This is a genomic window from Pseudomonas sp. SDO55104_S430 (genome assembly GCF_054070595.1).
Map to the genome: position 1 here is coordinate 1 of NZ_JBSVXG010000126.1, position 17692 is coordinate 17692.

Annotated in this window: 18 protein-coding genes; 12 read left to right on the forward strand and 6 right to left on the reverse strand. The window is 59.7% G+C overall.

Annotated features, from left to right (window positions below; translation table 11 throughout):
• Positions 1-74: 74 nt before the first annotated feature.
• The gene (gene lysM, locus ACW9JE_RS20115) at positions 75-518 is read right to left on the reverse strand and encodes a peptidoglycan-binding protein LysM (protein ID WP_457433723.1); all 444 of its coding nucleotides are present in this window, start codon (positions 516-518) and stop codon (positions 75-77) included.
• Between the two features lie 138 nt (positions 519-656).
• Here lysM and ACW9JE_RS20120 point away from each other — a divergent pair, with 138 nt between their 5' ends.
• The 4 genes from ACW9JE_RS20120 to ACW9JE_RS20135 all read left to right on the forward strand — a co-directional run bounded on the left by ACW9JE_RS20120 (position 657) and on the right by ACW9JE_RS20135 (position 5624).
• Positions 657-1544 carry a LysR family transcriptional regulator gene (locus ACW9JE_RS20120; protein WP_224539100.1) on the forward strand — a complete coding sequence of 296 codons (888 nt, stop codon included), beginning with the start codon at positions 657-659 and terminating at the stop codon, positions 1542-1544.
• A 93-nt stretch (positions 1545-1637) separates the two neighbouring features.
• Positions 1638-2477, forward strand: coding sequence for a formate dehydrogenase accessory sulfurtransferase FdhD (gene fdhD, locus ACW9JE_RS20125; protein WP_457433724.1), 840 nt, complete (start codon positions 1638-1640; stop codon positions 2475-2477).
• Positions 2474-4822: an FdhF/YdeP family oxidoreductase gene (locus tag ACW9JE_RS20130; protein WP_224539103.1), complete on the forward strand. Its 2349-nt coding sequence runs from the start codon at positions 2474-2476 to the stop codon at positions 4820-4822. Before fdhD ends, ACW9JE_RS20130 begins: the two co-directional genes overlap by 4 nt.
• Positions 4823-5147: 325 nt before the next feature.
• Positions 5148-5624, forward strand: a complete 477-nt coding sequence (locus ACW9JE_RS20135) for a glycine zipper domain-containing protein (RefSeq protein WP_224539105.1) — start codon at positions 5148-5150, stop codon at positions 5622-5624.
• A 64-nt stretch (positions 5625-5688) separates the two neighbouring features.
• Here ACW9JE_RS20135 and ACW9JE_RS20140 read toward each other — a convergent pair whose 3' ends face one another.
• Both ACW9JE_RS20140 and ACW9JE_RS20145 read right to left on the reverse strand, forming a co-directional pair.
• Positions 5689-6108, reverse strand: a complete 420-nt coding sequence (locus ACW9JE_RS20140; protein ID WP_224539108.1) for an acyl-CoA thioesterase — start codon at positions 6106-6108, stop codon at positions 5689-5691.
• A gap of 46 nt (positions 6109-6154) precedes the next feature.
• Positions 6155-8083 carry a RecQ family ATP-dependent DNA helicase gene (locus ACW9JE_RS20145; protein ID WP_457433725.1) on the reverse strand — a complete coding sequence of 643 codons (1929 nt, stop codon included), beginning with the start codon at positions 8081-8083 and terminating at the stop codon, positions 6155-6157.
• A 402-nt stretch (positions 8084-8485) separates the two neighbouring features.
• On the opposite strand from ACW9JE_RS20145, the gene ACW9JE_RS20150 reads away from it, so the two are divergent.
• The 6 genes from ACW9JE_RS20150 (at position 8486) to ACW9JE_RS20175 (ending at position 12721) form a co-directional block, all read left to right on the forward strand.
• Entirely contained in the window at positions 8486-8791 is a 306-nt protein-coding gene (locus tag ACW9JE_RS20150; RefSeq protein ID WP_224539112.1) for a hypothetical protein, read from the forward strand.
• 396 nt (positions 8792-9187) lie between these two features.
• Positions 9188-9487 carry a hypothetical protein gene (locus tag ACW9JE_RS20155; RefSeq protein ID WP_224539114.1) on the forward strand — a complete coding sequence of 100 codons (300 nt, stop codon included), beginning with the start codon at positions 9188-9190 and terminating at the stop codon, positions 9485-9487.
• A 183-nt stretch (positions 9488-9670) separates the two neighbouring features.
• The gene (locus tag ACW9JE_RS20160; protein ID WP_224539115.1) at positions 9671-10159 is read left to right on the forward strand and encodes a helix-turn-helix domain-containing protein; all 489 of its coding nucleotides are present in this window, start codon (positions 9671-9673) and stop codon (positions 10157-10159) included.
• Positions 10156-11427, forward strand: coding sequence for a type II toxin-antitoxin system HipA family toxin (locus tag ACW9JE_RS20165; protein ID WP_457433726.1), 1272 nt, complete (start codon positions 10156-10158; stop codon positions 11425-11427). Before ACW9JE_RS20160 ends, ACW9JE_RS20165 begins: the two co-directional genes overlap by 4 nt.
• Before the next feature lie 45 nt (positions 11428-11472).
• The gene (locus tag ACW9JE_RS20170) at positions 11473-11826 is read left to right on the forward strand and encodes a DUF1493 family protein (RefSeq protein ID WP_457433727.1); all 354 of its coding nucleotides are present in this window, start codon (positions 11473-11475) and stop codon (positions 11824-11826) included.
• Between the two features lie 40 nt (positions 11827-11866).
• The gene (locus tag ACW9JE_RS20175; RefSeq protein WP_457433732.1) at positions 11867-12721 is read left to right on the forward strand and encodes an EamA family transporter; all 855 of its coding nucleotides are present in this window, start codon (positions 11867-11869) and stop codon (positions 12719-12721) included.
• Positions 12722-12789: 68 nt separating this feature from the next.
• Here the strand turns inward: ACW9JE_RS20175 and ACW9JE_RS20180 are convergent, their stop codons facing one another.
• The 3 genes from ACW9JE_RS20180 to ACW9JE_RS20190 form a co-directional block, all read right to left on the reverse strand.
• A complete protein-coding gene (locus ACW9JE_RS20180) occupies positions 12790-14331 on the reverse strand; it encodes a phosphoenolpyruvate carboxykinase (protein WP_457433728.1) in 1542 nt (513 codons plus the stop codon).
• Between the two features lie 181 nt (positions 14332-14512).
• Positions 14513-15415 (reverse strand): Hsp33 family molecular chaperone HslO, encoded by a 903-nt coding sequence (hslO, locus tag ACW9JE_RS20185; RefSeq protein ID WP_457433729.1) that lies wholly within the window; start codon positions 15413-15415, stop codon positions 14513-14515.
• A gap of 202 nt (positions 15416-15617) precedes the next feature.
• On the reverse strand, positions 15618-16022 hold the full coding sequence (locus ACW9JE_RS20190) for an RNA-binding S4 domain-containing protein (RefSeq protein WP_457433730.1): 405 nt from the start codon (positions 16020-16022) through the stop codon (positions 15618-15620).
• 217 nt (positions 16023-16239) lie between these two features.
• Between ACW9JE_RS20190 and rimB the strand changes: the two genes are divergently transcribed.
• The gene (gene rimB / locus ACW9JE_RS20195; protein WP_457433731.1) at positions 16240-16719 is read left to right on the forward strand and encodes a retropepsin-like aspartic endopeptidase RimB; all 480 of its coding nucleotides are present in this window, start codon (positions 16240-16242) and stop codon (positions 16717-16719) included.
• Entirely contained in the window at positions 16716-17621 is a 906-nt protein-coding gene (rimK, locus tag ACW9JE_RS20200) for a 30S ribosomal protein S6--L-glutamate ligase (protein ID WP_175376484.1), read from the forward strand. Before rimB ends, rimK begins: the two co-directional genes overlap by 4 nt.
• Positions 17622-17692 lie beyond the last annotated feature (71 nt).

A 17692-nucleotide genomic window follows, 5' to 3' on the forward strand; every position in this document is an offset into this window, starting at 1 on the left:
GGTCAAATTTGTGATCGACACAAAACCTGTAGGAGCGAGGCTTGCCCGCGAAGGCCATCACGCGGTCTGAAGCCTTACTTCGGAGGAATCCGCAACGACTGCCCCGGATAGATCTTGTCCGGATGCGACAACATCGGTTTGTTGGCTTCAAAGATCTTGTTGTACAGATTGGCATCGCCATAAACACGCTTGGAAATCGCGCTCAGGGTGTCGCCCTTCACAACAGTGACAAACACGGCGGCCGTTACGACAGGCCCGGTCACGGTAATCTGATCGTCCACACTGCCGACCCCGGCGATATTGCCCACGGCCAGCAGAATCTTTTCTTTCTCCTCCTGACTCGATACCTCGCCGGTCACAGTGACTTTGTCGCCATCCACCGTCGCCTGTACATTCGGATTACCCAGGCCAACCTTACTGATGTGATCTTTCAACTGCTCACTGGCATTGGCGTTACCGGGCGTCAACAAATCCAGCAGTTTTTCGCCTGCCTCTTTCACAAAGCTCAAAAGACTCATCGTTTGCTCTCCCTGGAAAGTTAGTTGTCCAGACGCAAAAGCCTAGACCACCCTCGCCGAACACGGATCCAACCCGACCAATGACGCCACTTGGCCCCAGGCGATAGAATCGGCACTTTCCCGGCCCCAGGAGCGAAGATGGACATCAAGCAACTCAAATTCCTCATCGCTCTCGACGAAACCCGGCACTTCGGCCAGGCCGCTGCGCGCTGCCACATCACCCAGCCGACGCTGTCCATGCGCCTGCGCAGTCTCGAAGAAGAACTCGAACTGCCACTGGTCAATCGCGGCCAGCGCTTCGAAGGCTTCACCGCCCCGGGCGAGCGGGTGCTGGCCTGGGCGCGCACGGTTTTGGCGGCCTATGATGGCTTGTACGCCGAAGCGGCCGCCTGTCGCGGCAATCTGGTCGGCACTCTGCGTCTGGGCGTGGTGCCGCTGTCGAGCTTCGATCCGCTGCCACTGTTGCAACGCCTGCACGCCGAACACCCGAACCTGCGTTTCGAACTGTCGTCGCTCAGTTCCGAGCAGATCCTCGAACAACTGGCGAACAACCGTCTGGATCTCGGCGTGTCGTATCTGGAGCGCCTGGACGCCGAGCACTTCGACTCGCTGACCTTCAGCGAAGCGCGCATGGGCCTGCTCTACGATCACCGCTTCTTCAACTTCGGCGAAGCGCCGCTGAGCTGGGAGTCGTTGATTGAGCTGCCGCTGGGCATGCTCACCAGCGGCATGCACTTTCGTCAGTCCATCGACCACAACTTTCACAGCCGCGGTCTGACGCCCCAGCCAATGTTGCAGACCGATGCCGTGCATCAGTTGCTGCAAGCTGTGCACGGCGGCTTGTGCTGCGCAATCATGCCGCTGGACAGCGGCCTGGAAAGCCTGACCGATGACTTGCGCCTGCAGCCCATCGAAAATGCCCAGACCCTCGGCCGGCTGGGGCTGATCATGCGCCGCAGCGCGCCACGTTCGGCGCTGGCGGAGGCCTGTTTTGCGATCTATCAGCAATCGCTGGCGGGCGCTTGATCGACGGCATCTATCGGTAGATCAGTAATAGCGATTAGACGTGACATGTTGTCGCGCCTAGTCTTAAACCTGATCAAAACCCTTGGTGATGCCATGGACACCCAGCGCCCCTCCTGCCCGGCGCCCGCTCTGGAAACGCCCGCGCCTGCCGCCAGCCAGACCTACAGCTACAGCGATCTCGAAAACTCCGAGTCGACCAGCACCGCGCTGGCCGAGGAAGTGGCGTTGTCGATTGCCTACAACGGCATCAACCAGGCCGTGATGCTGGTGACGCCGACCGATCTCGAAGACTTCATCGTCGGCTTCAGCCTGGGCAGCGGCATCATCGAGGACGCCAATGACATTTATGACCTGCAGCTGACACCCGCAGGTTCCGCACAATACGCCCAGGTGACCATCGCCAACCGCGCGTTCTGGAACCTCAAGCAGCAGCGTCGACAAATGGCCGGCACCAGCGGCTGCGGGCTGTGCGGCGTGGAAGCGGTCGAGCAGGCATTGCCGGAGCTCAAAGTGCTGCCCGGCGCACCATTGCCACCGGCGCAATGGCTCGACGGCCTGCGCCAGCGCATCAGCGCTTTCCAGCCGCTGGGCCAATACAGCGGCGCGGTGCATGCGGCGGTGTTCATGAACGATCAGGGCGAGTTGCTGCTCGGTCGCGAAGACATCGGCCGGCATAACGCTCTGGACAAGCTGATCGGCGGGCTGATTCGCCGCAACATCCCGATCACCGGCGGCCTGGCGATCGTCACCAGCCGGTGCAGCCTCGAACTTATCCAGAAAGTCTTGCGCGCCGGCATCCAGACCCTGGTCAGCCTGTCGTCGCCCACGGGCCTTGCCGTGCAATGGGCCCGTCGCCACAACCTCAACCTTATCCATCTGCCCCAGAAAAACGCGCCGCGGGTCTACAGCCCTGCGCGGGAGAACCAAGCGTGAGTCAACACCGTCAAGCCGACCAGATCCCTGTTCCTCGTTACAAACCCTACAAGGGCGCAGCCGGCGGCTGGGGCGCGTTGATCAGCGTGGCCCAGGCCTGGTTGACCAGCGATAACGCGCTGAAAAACCTGCGCATGATGCTCAAGACCAACAAGAACGGCGGCTTCGACTGCCCGGGTTGCGCCTGGGGCGATTCGCTGGAAGGCGGCATGGTGGCGTTCTGCGAGAACGGCGCCAAGGCGGTGAACTGGGAAGCGACCAAGCGCCGTGTCGATGGCAAGTTCTTCGCCAAACACAGCGTCACCTCGTTGCTGGAGCAGAGCGATTACTGGCTTGAATACCAGGGCCGTCTGACCGAGCCGTTGGTCTACAACGCCGAAACCGATCGCTACCAGCCGATCAGCTGGGATGACGCCTTTGCCCTGATCGCCAAGCATCTGCGCGCTCTGCCGAGCCCCGATCAGGCCGAGTTCTACACCTCGGGACGCGCCAGCAACGAAGCGGCGTTTCTCTATCAGTTGTTCGTGCGCGCCTACGGCACCAACAACTTCCCCGACTGCTCGAACATGTGCCACGAGGCCAGCGGTGTTGCGCTGTCGCAAAGCGTGGGCGTCGGCAAAGGCACCGTGACTTTCGATGACTTCGAACACGCCGATGCGATTTTCGTCTGGGGCCAGAACCCGGGCACCAACCACCCGCGGATGCTCGAGCCGCTGCGTGAAGCGGTGAAACGCGGCGCGCAGGTGGTGTGCATCAACCCGCTCAAGGAGCGCGGCCTGGAACGCTTCCAGCATCCGCAGCACCCGATCGAAATGCTCACCAACGGCGACAAGCCGACCAACACCGCGTACTTCCGCCCGGCGCTGGGCGGCGACATGGCGATCATGCGCGGCATGGCCAAGTTCCTGCTGCAATGGGAGCGCGATGCGCAGAAAGCGGGAGAGCCGGCCGTGTTCGATCACGTGTTCCTCAACGAGCACAGCGTCAATGTGCTGGACTACCTGGCGGTCATCGACGACACCCCGTGGGAGCAGATCGTCGAGCAGTCGGGCTTGCCGCTGGTCGAGATCGAGCAAGCGGCGCGCATGTACCTCAAGGGCAAGAACGTCATCATGTGCTGGGCGATGGGCATCACTCAGCATCGCCATTCGGTGGCGACCATTCAGGAAATCGCCAACCTGATGCTGCTGCGCGGCAACATCGGCAAGCCGGGCGCGGGCCTGTGTCCGGTGCGCGGTCACAGCAACGTGCAGGGCGACCGCACCATGGGCATCAACGAGCGTCCGCCGGTGGCGTTCCTCGATGCGCTGGAGCGTCGCTTCCAGTTCAAGGTACCTCGTGAAAACGGCCATAACGTGGTCGAGGCGATCCACGCCATGGCCGAAGGCCGCTCGAAAGTGTTCATCGCTCTGGGCGGCAACTTCGCCCAGGCCACCCCGGACAGCCCGCGCACCTTCCAGGCCCTGAGCAATTGCGACCTGACCGTGCAGATCAGTACCAAGCTCAACCGCAGCCACCTGGCTCACGGTAAAGACGCGCTGATCCTGCCGTGCCTGGGCCGGACCGACATCGATATCCAGACCGAAGGCCCACAGGCGGTGACCGTTGAAGACTCGTTCAGCATGGTCCACGCCTCCAACGGCCAGTTGCAGCCGCTGTCGAACCAGATGCGCTCGGAGCCTGCGATCTTGGCCGGTATCGCCGCCGCGACCCTGGGCAGCCATCCGGTGGACTGGAACTGGCTGGTGGCGGACTACCGTCGCATCCGCGACCTGATCGCCGACACCATTCCCAACTTCAAGGACTTCAACGAGAAGATCAAGAACAAGGGCGGTTTCTACCTGGGCAACACCGCCGGTGCGCGCAAGTGGAACACCGCGTCGGGCCGGGCCAATTTCCGTCCGAACGCGCTGCCCAAGGACTTGATCCACGAGCGCACCCGCGCCACGGGCAAGCAGCCGGACCTGATCCTGCAATCAATGCGTTCGCACGATCAGTACAACACCACGATCTACGGCCTCAATGACCGCTATCGCGGGGTGAAAGGCCAGCGCGACGTGTTGTTCGTCAACGAAGCCGACATCATGCGCCTGGGCTTCAAGCCGGGGCAGAAGGCCGACATCGTGTCGCTGTGGGACGATGGCGTGGAGCGTCGGGTGAAGGGTTTCACGCTGCTGGCGTTCGACATTCCAGCCGGGCAGGCGGCGGCCTATTACCCGGAGGTGAATCCACTGGTGCCATTGGAAAGCGTCGGGGATGGCAGCCATACGCCGACGTCGAAGTTCGTGGCGATCCGGTTGGAAGCGGCGAGTGAGACCGGGTTGATTTTGGCGCAGTCGGCTTGATGCGGTAGCAGGTCCGGCCTCTTCGCGGGCAAGCCTCGCTCCTACAGATTTGCGATGTTGTTATCTGTAGGAGCGAGGCTTGCCCGCGAAAGCGTCAGACCGTTAAATACAAATCTTCGCACTGTCCAAACGCCCACAAAAAAGGCCGTTTTTTCACAAAAACGGCCAATCCGAAGTAGTAAAAGACCGGCGAAAAATCATTAAGTTCCACCTAAAAAACAGCAACTTATAGAAATGTGCTCAAGTCGTGTTACTCGTCGGATTTCGATTGTCACACCCATGACACAGCCTCAGGATCGCGCCGTCATCCCCTTGAGGTTCCTCCATGAAGTTCTCCTCGATTCTCTTGTTGTCCCTTGGCCTGGTCAGTGGCATTGCCTCTGCTGGCGGCACCACCGAAGCAGGTGTGGGCGGCGCGTTGGGCGGGGTTTTAGGCTCGGTCGTCGGCCAATCGATTGGCGGCAATACAGGTTCCACCATTGGCGCGGCCCTGGGCGGCGCGGGTGGTAGTGCAGTAGGCGCAGACAAACGCAGCCGTGGCGAAGCCGCCATTGGTGGTGCGTTGGGCGCAGCAGGCGGTAACGTGGTCGGCCGCAGCATGGGCGGCACCACCGGCAGCCTGATCGGCTCCGCGGCAGGCGGCGGCGCCGGTGGCGCGCTGGGTAACTACATGGGCAACAAGAGCGATGACGACGATGATGATCGTCGTGGCGGCCGTCGCTACCGTGACGACCATCGTCATGACCGTGGCCACCACTATGGTCACCGCAAGCATCACAAACACTGGCGCCACCGCGACTAACCTCGCAGGCTTGGCCGACAGTTAAAAAATCGCAGCCTCAGGGCTGCGATTTTTTTTGCCTCTGCTAAACCACCAGACGCTCCATCGCCCCACGCAAGCCGCTCGGGATCGACACCGGCTGATTCGACGCACGATCGACGAACACATGAACGAAGCGCCCCGCCGCGCAGGCCTCGTCTTCGCCTTGCTTGAACACCGCCAACTCGTACTGCACCGAGCTGTTGCCCAGCTTGCCGACCCGCAGGCCGATCTCGATCCGGTCCGGGAAAGCGATGGAAGCAAAGTAGTCACAGGCTGAACTCACCACGAACCCCACCACTTCACCATCGTGAATATCCAGGCCACCGACCTCGATCAGATAGGTGTTCACAGCAGTGTCGAAGAAGCTGTAGTACGTGACGTTGTTGACGTGCCCATAGGCATCATTGTCGTGCCAACGGGTGGTGATGGGCTGCAAGTGCGGGTATTCGGAGCGTTGGGGCATCGGTGCTTGTTCCTGTGAGAGTTCCTGCGAGGGTTTCTGAGGGGCTTCAGAGGTGCGACTGAGCCCACGACCTTACTTCGCCATAGGGGTAATCTTCCAGCACCGCGTACCCCGTCACCGTCCGCGCCTTGAGCCTGGTGAACATAGGCACGCTGATCCCGCACAGGAATCGCGTCAGCCGCTCAGCCGACGGTGGAAGCCCTGTGTGCTGTTCATGCCTGTGGATAAAATCCCCGCACAACGCCTCGAAGTTTTTATCCACAAGCGCCGGCAACGCCGGTGGTTCGGGCAGTCGGGCCACCTGACCGATACACACCGAACAATGCCCACAATGCTGCGGTGCATTGTGGTCGCCAAAATACTCGGCCAGTCGATAGCCAAGGCATCGCTCGGTTGCGAACAGATCGAGCATGGCATGAATCCGCGCGACTTCGGTCTGCTCATGCCGGGTGAAATACCCGTGCAGTTCCTCGCTCAACGCCGCGCTGTCGAAACCACTGTTCAACAGGCTGTAGACCTCGGTCATCAGCTTGCTTTCAAGCTCGACCCAGCCCTTCTCCTGGAAGTAATCCAGCGCCTTGACCACCCGATCGCGCTCGGCGTGATACTGGTCGTACAGCGCCTCAAAACTCACCGTCGCCCAGGTTCTTGCGCGCTTGGATGTTTGAATGATCGCCTCGACAAAATCCCTGCGCTCGCCTTCGAAACGGGCCAGCAATGCCTCGGGCTCTTCGAGGTATTTGAATCGGTACTCGGCGTAATAGGCGTAACGCGGCGCGATGATTGCGCGCAGTTCCAGTTGCACCAGCAAAGTTTTGAGCGGCAGCTGGCGGATGTTGCTGTCGTCCGCCAATGGCCCCAGCAAAAACTCCCACTGGCCTTGCGGCTCGCTGGCCTTCAATTCGTCGAGCACATGACGGATGCCGTCCAGTTCCGGCGTGTCGCCGTAGACGAAATTTTCCAGCACGTTGAGACTGTCGCGGTTGGCCAGCACCAGGCAGTCGGAGGGCTGACCGTCACGCCCGGCGCGACCGATTTCCTGACTGTAGTTTTCGATGGATTTGGGCAGGTCGAAATGCACCACGTTGCGGATGTCGCTCTTGTCGATGCCCATGCCGAAGGCAATGGTGGCGACGATGCAATTGCACTGTCCGTCCATGAAGCGCTTCTGCAGAGTTTCCCGTTGCTCGTGGGGAAGTCCCGCGTGATAGGCCTCGGCCGGAATGTTATTGCGCTGCAGATGTTCGGCGATGTGTTCGGCGGTTTTTTGCAGGGTGACGTAGACGATGCTCGGCTGGCCCGGTCGCTGGCTCATCCACTCGACAAGGCGTCTGCGCTTGTCCTGGCCGCGCACCGGTTCCACCCACAGATTGAGGTTCGACCGATAGAAGCCGGTGGTCACCACGTCCTGGGCCGCGATGGCGAATTTGGCCTGCATGTCGGCGATCACCTGAGGCGTTGCAGTGGCCGTCAACAGCAAGACTTGCGGGATGTTGCACTGGCGTTGGTAGTCCGGAAGCTTGAGGTAGTCCGGGCGGAAGTTGTGGCCCCATTCGGAGATGCAGTGCGCTTCGTCCACCACCAGCAACGAGATCGGCACCTGCTGCAGAAAGTTGCGGAAGCGCTCGTTCTTCAGGCGCTCCACGGAAATCATCAGGATCTTCAATTCGCCGGACTTGGCGCGCGCCATGACATCACTGGCGTCGTCGCGGCTTTGGGCAGAATCGATGCTGCCCGCGCTAATTCCGTGGCGCTGCAGAAACGCCAACTGATCCTGCATCAGCGCCAACAGCGGTGAGACCACCAACGTCAAATGCGGCAGCATCACCGCCGGTAACTGGTAGCACAGGGATTTGCCGGAGCCCGTGGGGAAGATCGCCGCCGCCGAGCGCCCGGCCAAGACCGCGCTGATGGCCGCTTCCTGGCCGGGTCGAAACTGTGGATAACCGAAAACCTGTTCCAGGGTGTTGTGCATAAGCTGTCACTCCGTTGACCGCTGGGGAGCCCAAAGCCTAGTCGGCGATGGCAGCGAGTCGAGAAAAGGTCGGGGCAAAAAACGATACCGGATGATACGGCATCCTCACCGAGGTCACGTCGCGAGGCGCATTCGAAATCTCCTACATCACATGACGCGTCCCTTCAGACGTTTTTGGGGACGCGCCTGACAAGTGCGCAGGAATTTTCAGCCATCGGGCCTCCCCTGCGGATAACCGTGCTCACCTGTAGGGCCATTCCGCAAAACCGGAAAAAGGCCCTACGAATCCTGTCGATTGCGCCTGTATTGCCGCAGCGAACCGGCCCCTGCATAGTTTTGCTCGCGGCTGACAGTGCATCGGCCTGCCGGCAAGACTGCCCGACCTTCCAAAGGACTGACTCGATGAACATGCCCGATCCGCTCACCACCCGCTATCGCCCCCTTTCCAGCCGCTACAGCAAAACGCCCGTGCTGGTCATCGACACCGAAACCGATCCCATCGAAATCCTCGACGCCGCCCGCCAACGCATCCGCGCCGCCAGCGACCTGCTCGAAACCCTGTACTGCCTGTGCTTCAAAAAAGCCGACACCCGCGACATCCCCAACATCGTCAACGCCCTGTACCTGCTGACCCAGGACGGCAACGACCTCCTCGACACCGCCCGCCAGCGCCTGCCCAAAACCCAGACTAAACACGTTAATTTGTAGGAGCGAGGCTTGCCCGCGAAGAACGATAACGCGGTCCCCAAACACCTCACCACAGAGCAGAAAAGCCTGTAGGCATCGCCCTCCCAATTCTTCGGCAAGGTCCTACAAAACACGACGCCTTATCGCCTATCGCCAACCGGACACCAAATCCTATAGTCCGGCCGTCGCTGCAAAATCAGCGCATCAGGTTTGGTCACCTGAGTTAGCTACACACATGCACCCGTTGTATGCTGCCGACGCTTTTTTGTGTCGGTACGCTTTATGGCGGCTGTGTTCGGGATGCCTTCGGGCATACCGGTTCTGTGTGTGTCACCGGTTGACCAACCTGAACACAGTCGTCTCCCATCGTTTGGTCACGATGGAGGCAAATCCTTTTGACACACACGAGTAAGCATCATGAAAAAGTGGACATCATTCACCAACGAACGCTACCGCCCCCTCTACACCAACCTCACAGACAGCTTCCCGCTCGTCATCGACACCCAAGCCAACCCGCAAGACATCATGGAAGCCGCCCTGCAGCGCATCCGAGCCTCCAGCCAGCTCCTGAAAACCCTGCACTGCCAAAGCTTCAAAGAAGGCGACCTCGAAGACATCCCCCACATCACCCACGCCCTCTACCTGCTGACCCAGGACGGCTGCGACCTCCTCAAAGTCGCCCAGCAGCAAATGCTCGGCTGGAAAGCGCCGGCCTGACATCGCGTAACGAATGATTAAAATGCCATTATTTTGGCTGTTTAGGTAAAAAACAGCTGGAATAATGGCAGTTATCCACTCAACCAAAATTATCTGATCCATTATTCCTGACCTGAGAGTATCTCTTTCCCTAAGTGCTATTATTCTGGTAGTTAAGGCGAATTAATGAAGGAATATTGGCACATGGCCAAGAAAACAGCTCCGCTCTTGCCCGCCACATCCAGGCTGCTTTCCGAGCTGGGCGAGCGCCTGAAGCTCGCCCGATTGCGCCGAAAGCTCACGGCCAAACAAGTCGCCGAGAGATCTGGCATGTCGCTGACAACGTTGCGCTCTCTCGAGTCAGGCGGGTCGGGGGTGACCATCGGTGCCTATTTGTCAGTCATGCAGGTTCTGGGGCTGGAGAAAGATCTGAACAAGCTTGCAGCGTCTGATGAGTTGGGCCGGCAACTGCAGGACGCGCAGCTGATAACAAAAACAGCCTCAACCACACGCCAGCGAGTCAGCAGAACAAGCGCGGTAAAAAAGACCTCTCCACGCCCTGAAAAAGAATCTGGAGTCATTGAAAGTGCTGCTCCGTCATCCGACCCATCCGATGACTTTCCCCTTAACACCCGCTCACTATCCAATCTGTTGGCCCCAAAAAAAGCCAAACCCTCGGCAGGTGAAAAATGACAATGATTGCGGTGTATGCCGACTGGGAATCATTGAATGGCCCCAGACGCCTGGGTTTTCTGCATACCCATAAATCTCGCAGCGGCGAAGTCTTCGAGTTTGAATACGACAAGGTCGCGTTGGCAGATCCAGAGCTGAATTCCATAAAGCTGGACCCGCGAATCGGTTTCTATGAAGGTCGTCAGTTTCCCGGCCATCACCAAAGCCGATTTGGGGTGCTCGCTGACTCAAGCCCGGATCGGTGGGGCCAACTTCTGATGAAGCGACGGCTGGAGCGAGATATCCGTGACGGTTTGGTTGCCAAAGGCAGCAAGCTTCACGAATCAAATTTCCTGCTGGGTGTACATGACCGCTACCGCGTCGGAGCGATCCGCTACAAGCTCAATGACGAAGGTAACTTTCTCGATGACCGCGATGGAGTGGCCGCTCCCCCCTTCATCGAATTGCGAGCTCTGGAACAGGCAAGTCGCGCTTTGGAAAACGATCCGGACAACACCTCACGCGACGGTCGCGAGTGGCTGAGGATGCTGATCGCACCGGGCGGCTCGCTCGGCGGTGCCCGACCAAAGGCCAGCGTTGCGGACGAGCACGGTCATTTGTGGATTGCCAAATTTCCCAGTACCCGTGATGACTACGACGTTGGTGCCTGGGAATTGGTGGTGAATGCATTGGCCGAACACTGTGGACTGCGAGTTGCGCAGGGTCGGGCCCGACGTTATGCCAGCGATCATCACTGCTTCATGGTCAAGCGTTTCGATCGTACCGCGCAGGGCGGTCGACTGCATTTTGCCTCAGCCATGACCATGACCGATCGAGTCGACGGTGACGATGCTTCAGTCGGTGCGAGCTACCTTGAATTGGCGCAAGTGCTGATGGAACACGGCTCGCAAACCAACAGCGACCTTCGAGAGTTATGGTCTCGAATCGTCTTCAATATTCTGGTTTCCAACACTGACGATCATTTGCGCAACCACGGATTTATCCTTGACCCAGGCCGGGGATGGCGATTGTCTGCCGCTTATGACATGAACCCGGTGGCACATGCCGATGGCCTGAAGCTGAACATCACCGATACCGACAACGCCTTGGATCTGGAACTGGCTCGCGAGGTCGCGGAGTATTTTCGAGTCAGTCGTGCAGATGCAGAACACATCATCGATAGCTTCAGGGGAGTTATCAGCCAATGGCCAAAATTGGCGGAGGCACTTGGCCTGTCGAGACGTGAGCAGGAGAACATGGCGCCCGCATTTCGACTGGCGAGCGATTAGCCTCACAGGCGATGCTGGCTAATACACAACGGGAATTATCCATCTATGAACCTCTCCCCCACCCTCCCCGACGACCCGACCCTGCACCAACTCATCCAACTCCTTCACGAAGAAATCGGCCTGCCCGAGCGCAAAACCATCACGCTCTCCACTTCGATCAACCTCGACCTGGGCTGCAACGGTGCCGATGCCCAACACCTGATCGAAACCCTGGAAGACCACTTCACCATCGATTTCGTGGATTACGACAGCTATCGCTATTTCCAGCCCGACGGCTACGATGTGTATTTGAAGCGCAAGGCCAAGGGTCGTGGCGAGAAGGTGGCTTTGACCATCGGCATGCTCTACCGGGCGATCAAGGCTAAACGCTGGGACACCGAGGTGCTGGAAGGCCTGTAACGCCCCTGCGAAACGATAAGGACATTGTGTGGACGTATTGATGGGGTTGCTGGCCGCCGTGCTGTGGGGCGGGACGGATTTCCTGGTGGGTGTGAACGCTCGGGCGGTCGGGGTCAAACGGGCTGTTTATTTCGGTCAGGCGCTGGGTTTCACCATCATGAGTCTGATCTTGATGGTCTTCCCCGTCTTCATTCTTCGCGCCATGGCGGCGCCGCTGGAAACCTGGTTGCTCGGGATGGTCGCGGCGATGCTGACCGTGTCCGGCGCGTTGTCGCTGTCCAAAGCCTTTGCCCTGGGTAAAGCCTCGATCGTGGCGCCGTTGGTGACCACCTACGGTGTGGTGACGACCTTGCTGTCCTGGGCCGGCGGCGAGCAGATCAGCCTGCTGCAATGGGCCTGTATCGCGCTGTGTGTGATCGGTGTGATCCTCTCCAGCGCTCACGCCAATCCGAAGGTGCCACACACCACGCAGGCGACCAGCTCGATTGCCTATGCGCTGCTGGCAGCGGGGTTCTACGGCACCAGTTTCTGGCTGCAGGGTCATTTTGTTTTGCCCGCCCTGGGACCTGTGACAATGCTCTGGCTTGCCTACTTCATCGGCCTGATCGTGCTGGTGGCGATCGTCCTCAAAATGGATGACGGCCTGAAAATCCCGCCGCTGAAGAACTGCCTGACGCTGACCGGCGCCAGCCTGATGAACCTCGGCGGCTTTTCGGCATTTGCCTGGGGCGCGGTGGCCGGCTCCGTTTCGGTGGTCACGGTGATCAGCACCCTGTCGGGCGGGATCGCGGCGATCCTGGGCTATCTGTTTTTCAAGGAGCGGCTGGAAAGAGTGCAGGTGATGGGCGTCGTGCTGGTGTTGCTCGGGGCGTTCGTTTTGCACCTCAAAGCCTGAAAGCCTGAAACGCCGCGCACAAAAAAGCCGCCCCGAAGGGCGGCTTTTTCATGGCTTCAAACCAACACTTACAGCTTTGGACCAGCAGCCTTGATCGCGTCGCTCACGTCGAACTTCTTGAAGTTCTCGATGAACAGGCCGGCCAGTGCTTTGGCGGCTTCGTCGTAGGCGGCTTTGTCAGCCCAGGTGTTGCGTGGGTTCAGCAGGCCAGTCTCAACGCCCGGAACGGCTTTTGGCACGTCGAGGTTGATGGTGTCCAGGTGCTCGGTCTCGGCACCGATCAGAGCGCCGCTCTGGATCGCTGCGATCACGCCACGGGTGGTCGGGATGTTGAAACGCTTGCCGACGCCGTAGCCACCGCCGGTCCAGCCGGTGTTGACCAGGTAAACCTTGGAGCCGAAGCCGTTGATGCGCTTGATCAGCAGCTCAGCGTATTCGCCAGCCGGACGCGGGAAGAACGGTGCGCCGAAGCAGGTGGAGAAGGTCGACTTGATGCCGCCGCCCGAGCCCATTTCGGTCGAACCGACCAGCGCGGTGTAGCCGGACAGGAAGTGGTAGGCCGCCTGCTCGTTGTTCAGGATCGACACTGGCGGCAGTACGCCGGTCAGGTCGCAGGTCAGGAAGATCACAGCGTTCGGCTCGCCGCCCAGGTTCGCTTCCGAACGCTTGGCAACGTGCTCCAGCGGGTAGGCCGCGCGGCTGTTCTGGGTCAGGCTGACATCGGCGTAGTCGGCGTGCTTGGCGTCGTCGATCACGACGTTTTCCAGCACCGCGCCGTGCTTGATGGCTTTCCAGATGACCGGCTCGTTCTTCTCGGACAGGTCGATGCACTTGGCGTAGCAGCCGCCTTCCATGTTGAAGACAACGCCTTCGCCCCAACCGTGCTCGTCGTCACCGATCAGGTAACGGCTTTCGTCGGCCGACAGGGTGGTCTTGCCGGTGCCGGACAGACCGAAGAACAGGGTCACGTCGCCCTCTTCGCCGATGTTGGCGGCGCAGTGCATTGGCAGCACGTCGGCAGCCGGCAGCAGGAAGTTCTGCACGGAGAACATGGCTTTCTTCATTTCACCGGCGTAACGCATGCCGGCGATCAGCACTTTCTTCTGTGCGAAGTTGAGGATCACGCAGCCATCGGAGTTGGTGCCGTCACGCTCAGGCACGCACTCGAAGTTGGCAACGTTGAGGATCTGCCACTCTTCACGGCCAGCCGGGTTGTACTGCTCTGGATTGATGAACAGGCAACGGCCGAACAGGTTCTGCCAGGCGGTCTGGGTGGTCATCTTCACAGCCAGGTAGTGCTCGTGAGCAGCACCTACGTGAACGTGGGAAACGAAGTGCTCTTGCGCGTTGTTGAACGCTTCGACGCGAGCCCACAGGGCATCGAACTTGTCGGCCGGGAACTTGCGGTTGATCGGGCCCCAGGCAATGGCTTGCTGAGTGGTCGGCTCTTCAACAATGAAACGATCGACTGGCGAACGGCCGGTACGGTGACCGGTACGAACAACCAGTGCGCCGGTATCGGCAAGCTCGCCCTCACCGCGATTCAGGGCTTCTTTAACCAGATCATCAACACTCAGATCGGTGTACACGGCGTTATTGGCTTGCGTCATGAGTTTCCCCGTCGGCCAGTGGCCGAGTGTGCTCCAAACGTTTTGTAGTAGAAAGTCGTGCACTACTACCGCGAAAAAAGTGGCCCGGATTATGCCAGAAAAGCCCAAAAAGAGTAGGGCCCTCCCGTCGTAACGGCGTTATTCCGGCACGAACCAGTGAATTTACCTGCGCTGAACCGTTTTAGTGACGGGTATCTGACGGCGTGTCGATGCCCGCTCCGGCGAACAATTGAGCGACATCGGCGGCATCGAACAGGTATTGCTGGTTACAGAACTGGCAGTCGATCTCGATGTGACCACCGTGTTCGACCACCAGATTCTGCGCGTCTTCATGACCCAGACTGACCAGGGCATTGGCCGAACGTTCGCGCGAGCAGCTGCAGCGGAAGCGCAGTTTCTGCACGTCGAACAGACGTACCTGCTCTTCATGGTAGAGGCGGTGGAGCACGGTTTCGTTGTCCAGGCCCAGCAGTTCATCGACGGTCAGTGTCCCGGTCAGGGCGCTGAGATGCTGCCAGTTGGCGGCGCGTTCTTCTTCGTCCTTGATGCGGTCGGAAGGCAGTTGCTGCAGCAAAATGCCGCGGGCACGACGGCCGTCGGCGCACAGCGTGATACGCGTGCCGATCTGCTGGGACATGACGAAGTAGTTGGTGAAGCACTCGGACAGGTTGTCGCCGTCCAGATCAACGACGCCCTGGTAGCGCTGGCCCTGACGCGGGTCGATGGTCAAGGTCAGCGAGCCATCGGGCATCAGGTCGGACAGGGTCGCGTCAGGCGAGATACGGTCTGCTTCATAACGGGCCAGACCACGGATGTCGCGCTCGCTGGAGCACTCGATCATCAGCAGCGGGATCGGGCCTTCGGAACGGGCCTGGAGAATCAGCAAGCCATCGAACTTCAGGGTGCCGACCAGCAGCGCCGCGGCCGCCATCAGTTCGCCCAGCAGTTGCGCGACCGGTTCCGGATAGGCGTGTTTGGCCAGGACTTCGGCGTAGCTGAGTTCCAGCGAAACCATTTCGCCACGGGTGTCGCTGTCATCGAAGATGAAGCGTTGAGTGAAGTCGGTATCCGGTAGGTCGGTCATAAGTCTGGGTATCTGAATGGTAAAAAAGGGTTCAACGCCTCTGACGCCGTAGGCCCTACTTATGGCCCATGGGGTCGGATGCTGTAGCAATTTTCGACGAGCGGCCATTTAACAGGCTCGCTACGGTGTCGGGGAATCCCCCGATATGGTTACTCGCCCGGGCAATTGCAAGTCGGACCCGGACGAAGTGGCCAAATTGTCACTACTCGTTGCTGCTGCCGCGAAACTTGAACAAGTCGCGCCGCTGCTTCTTGTTCGGCTTGCCATCGGTGGTGACACCCAAGGCGCCGGCCTTGCGCTGAGCCGCTGCGGCTTCGCGTTTGGCGATGCTGGCTTCGGTCTCTGAATAAAGTGTCTGCGCTTCCGGCGCGCCGCGCCGCACGATCGACAGCGCCTGAACCACTACGGTGCGCTCATCGAAACCGGTGCGAATCTCGAACTCATCGCCGATGCGCGGCTCTTTGCCCGGTTTGCAGCGCTCGCCACGGTGATGCACCTTGCCGCTTTCTATCGCGGCCTTGGCCAGGGCGCGGGTCTTGTAGAAACGCGCCGCCCATAACCATTTATCGAGGCGGACTTTGTCGTCCTCTTCGCTTTTTTGTGCCATGGGATTTCCTCGTTCTGAAATATTGGTGAACTGTACTACCGTTCTGGCGTACCAAGAATTGCGTGGCTCAGGATTAGAATGCCGACATTTCCTAACCTCCTTGGGAAACAGGAAATCGGGGCCGTAGATATCTGTCGCCTTTTAACCATTATTCTGCGTGAATACCGCGAAATCGGTCGCCTGTGACCATCGAGGTTTTTTTACCGGTTGAGCAATTTTGAAGACATTTGATCATTTGACCGTTGTCGGTCTGCGCGAGTGGGTGGCGCTCCCGGATCTGGGAGTCGCGGGCCTTCGGGCAAAAATCGACACCGGCGCCAGCACCTCCAGCCTGCATGCCACCGACATCGAGGTGTTCGACCGCGATGGCGAGCAGTGGGTGCGCTTTACCGCGCACCTGGGCACGGTGGTGCAACTGCGTCACCGTCGCTGCGAAGCGCCGCTGGTGACGAAAAAAACCATTAAAAGCTCCAACGGTCATGCACAGGTGCGATACGTGATCAGCACCACCCTGGCCCTCGGTGACCGGGTCTGGCGGGTTCAGTTCACGCTCGCCTGCCGCAAATCCATGCGTTATCGCCTGCTACTGGGCTCCAAAGCCCTGATCGACGGCCAGTTGGTGGTCAATCCGGGCATTAAATATGTACAAGACAAGCCGGTGTTCCCGGTATCTACCTCTTCCACAGGTGTTGCATGAAGATCGCTGTGCTGTCGCGTAATCCGCGTCTGTATTCCACCCGCCGCCTGGTCGAAGCCGGAACCGAACGCGGCCATGAAATGGTGGTGGTCGATACCCTTCGTGCCTACATGAACATCGCCAGCCACAAGCCGCAGATCCACTATCGCGGCAAACCGCTGGAAGGCTTCGATGCGGTGATTCCACGGATCGGTGCGTCCGTGACCTTTTATGGCTGCGCCGTGCTGCGCCAGTTCGAAATGATGGGCGTATTCCCTCTCAATGAATCGGTGGCCATCGCCCGCTCGCGGGACAAGCTGCGTTCGCTGCAATTGCTGTCACGGCGCGGCATCGGCCTGCCGGTCACCGGGTTCGCCCACTCCCCCGACGACATTCCCGACCTGATCGCGATGGTCAACGGCGCGCCGCTGGTGATCAAGGTGCTGGAAGGCACCCAGGGCATCGGCGTGGTGCTGTGCGAAACCGCCACCGCAGCGGAATCGGTGATCGAAGCGTTCATGGGCCTCAAGCAGAACATCATGGTGCAGGAGTACATCAAGGAAGCCGGCGGCGCCGACATTCGCTGCTTCGTGGTGGGCGACAAGGTGATCGCCGCGATGAAGCGCCAGGCCAAGCCGGGCGAGTTTCGTTCCAACCTGCATCGCGGCGGCAGCGCCAGCCTGATCAAAATCACTCCGGAAGAACGCATGACCGCCTTGCGCGCAGCGAAGGTCATGGGTTTGACGGTGGCGGGCGTGGATATCCTGCGCTCCAATCATGGGCCGCTGGTAATGGAAGTGAATTCGTCGCCGGGTCTGGAGGGGATCGAGACCACCACAGGCAAGAACGTGGCGGGGATCATCATTGAGCATTTGGAGAAGAATGGCGGGCCGAACATGACTCGGACCAAGGGTAAGGGTTAAACCCAACATCATGTGACGATATTGAAATCGCCTTCGCGGGCAAGCCTCGCTCCTACAGAGGTTATGCCAAT

What these genes read in the sequence shown, in the direction of transcription:
- lysM (WP_457433723.1), bottom strand. Translation starts at nt 518, where the DNA reads ATGAGTCTTTTGAGCTTTGTGAAAGAGGCAGGCGAAAAACTGCTGGAT.
- ACW9JE_RS20120 (WP_224539100.1), top strand. Translation starts at nt 657, where the DNA reads ATGGACATCAAGCAACTCAAATTCCTCATCGCTCTCGACGAAACCCGG.
- fdhD (WP_457433724.1), top strand. Translation starts at nt 1,638, where the DNA reads ATGGACACCCAGCGCCCCTCCTGCCCGGCGCCCGCTCTGGAAACGCCC.
- ACW9JE_RS20135 (WP_224539105.1), top strand. Translation starts at nt 5,148, where the DNA reads ATGAAGTTCTCCTCGATTCTCTTGTTGTCCCTTGGCCTGGTCAGTGGC.
- ACW9JE_RS20140 (WP_224539108.1), bottom strand. Translation starts at nt 6,108, where the DNA reads ATGCCCCAACGCTCCGAATACCCGCACTTGCAGCCCATCACCACCCGT.
- ACW9JE_RS20145 (WP_457433725.1), bottom strand. Translation starts at nt 8,083, where the DNA reads ATGCACAACACCCTGGAACAGGTTTTCGGTTATCCACAGTTTCGACCC.
- ACW9JE_RS20150 (WP_224539112.1), top strand. Translation starts at nt 8,486, where the DNA reads ATGAACATGCCCGATCCGCTCACCACCCGCTATCGCCCCCTTTCCAGC.
- ACW9JE_RS20155 (WP_224539114.1), top strand. Translation starts at nt 9,188, where the DNA reads ATGAAAAAGTGGACATCATTCACCAACGAACGCTACCGCCCCCTCTAC.
- ACW9JE_RS20160 (WP_224539115.1), top strand. Translation starts at nt 9,671, where the DNA reads ATGGCCAAGAAAACAGCTCCGCTCTTGCCCGCCACATCCAGGCTGCTT.
- ACW9JE_RS20165 (WP_457433726.1), top strand. Translation starts at nt 10,156, where the DNA reads ATGACAATGATTGCGGTGTATGCCGACTGGGAATCATTGAATGGCCCC.
- ACW9JE_RS20170 (WP_457433727.1), top strand. Translation starts at nt 11,473, where the DNA reads ATGAACCTCTCCCCCACCCTCCCCGACGACCCGACCCTGCACCAACTC.
- ACW9JE_RS20175 (WP_457433732.1), top strand. Translation starts at nt 11,867, where the DNA reads ATGGGGTTGCTGGCCGCCGTGCTGTGGGGCGGGACGGATTTCCTGGTG.
- ACW9JE_RS20180 (WP_457433728.1), bottom strand. Translation starts at nt 14,331, where the DNA reads ATGACGCAAGCCAATAACGCCGTGTACACCGATCTGAGTGTTGATGAT.
- hslO (WP_457433729.1), bottom strand. Translation starts at nt 15,415, where the DNA reads ATGACCGACCTACCGGATACCGACTTCACTCAACGCTTCATCTTCGAT.
- ACW9JE_RS20190 (WP_457433730.1), bottom strand. Translation starts at nt 16,022, where the DNA reads ATGGCACAAAAAAGCGAAGAGGACGACAAAGTCCGCCTCGATAAATGG.
- rimK (WP_175376484.1), top strand. Translation starts at nt 16,716, where the DNA reads ATGAAGATCGCTGTGCTGTCGCGTAATCCGCGTCTGTATTCCACCCGC.